The organism is Streptomyces sp. NPDC059456 (genome assembly GCF_042750055.1).
Lineage (GTDB): Bacteria > Actinomycetota > Actinomycetes > Streptomycetales > Streptomycetaceae > Streptomyces.
In genome coordinates this window covers 1-1,276 of sequence record NZ_JBHYVA010001135.1, presented here as the reverse complement: position 1 = coordinate 1,276, position 1,276 = coordinate 1, and the positions used below count along the sequence as shown (strand labels likewise).

The 1,276-nt window shown below is 77.1% G+C and carries 1 protein-coding gene; it reads left to right on the top strand.

Annotated elements, in window-relative coordinates; translation table 11 throughout:
• On the top strand, positions 1-1,276 hold a 1,276-nt coding region (locus ACFXA3_RS42750; RefSeq protein WP_385196981.1), incomplete at both ends, for an IclR family transcriptional regulator C-terminal domain-containing protein.

Sequence of the window (1,276 nt, the reverse complement as noted above, 5' to 3'; positions counted from 1 at the left end):
GCGCTGCCTTCCCGGCGCCCGCGTCCCTCGCCGGCCGCGCCCGCCCTCCCGCGCCGGCCCGCACCGCCGCGGACGACCTCGTACTCGACGCCGCCTGCCACGTACGGGCCGCCCGGGCCCTGGACGACCTGGCCTGGTCCCTGGCGCAGAGCCGTCCCTTCGCCGAGCTCGCGCTGGCCGCCGGCAACTGGCCGCACGGAGCCGAACCCGCCCTGCTGTTCGGATGCCTGCTGCACCTCGCGGACCGGATGGAGGGCGCGCAGTTCTGGTTCCAGTACGCGGCCGGAGCCGGCTCGCGGACCGCCGCGCGCCTCCTGCACCTCCACCACCTCGCCCGCGCCGAGGTGCGCACCGCCCGGCACTGGAAGGCGCTGGCCGGGGCACTGCCCCCGGACGAGGGCCTGCCGCTGCTGCCGGAGGTCCCGGAGAACCTGGAGGAAGCCATCGGAGCCTCGGTCATCTGGGCCTCACCGCCGATCAGCACCCAGGACCTCACCGCCCTCTCGGCGGTCCGGGGCCGCGCCGGGCGGCCCCCGTACCGGCTGCCCGCCCGGCTGCGACGGGCCGTGACGGCCCGGAGCTGGAGCGAGGACCAGGACCTGGGCGAGGTGTTCCTCCTCGGCCCGCAGGTGGCGGTCGCGGTGGCCCAGCACGCCCGGCTGGACCTGCTGCACCTGACGGACGAGGCGAACGCCTGGGCGCTCGAAGCGCTCAGGCAGCCGAAGCCGGTCCAGGCCGGCCGCGGCACGTTCCGCACCCGGCCGGCCCCCGTCGCGATGGAAGCCGTCCACCGGGCGCTGCGCGCCTTGGAGGTCGTGGGCCGGTACTCGGGCGGTGTGGGCCTCGCCCAGATCGCCCGCGAGACCCGGCTGCCGCAACTCGCGCTGGTCCGGGTGATGGAGCAGCTGGTACGCGCGAACCTGGCGGCTCCGGCCGGCCCCGGCGCGTACGTCGCCGGCCGGGCGCTCTTACTGACCGGGGCGACGTCCGGCTACGGGCGCGGACACCTGCGCGAAACCCTCGCGTGGGTGCGGGACGCGGTCGGCGCCGCCGTCTACGTGGCCCGTTACACCGACGGCGAGGTGTGCATCACCCAGTACGCCGACGGCCCGGCGACCCCGCTCGTGGACGAATGGGTCGACTTCCGGGCCGCCGCGCACGCCTCGGCCGTCGGCAAGGCCCTGCTGGCCCAGCTGGGGCCGGACGGCCGCAGGGACCACCTGTCCCGGCACCGGGCGGCGCGGTTCACCGCGCACACCATCACCCGCCGGGACGC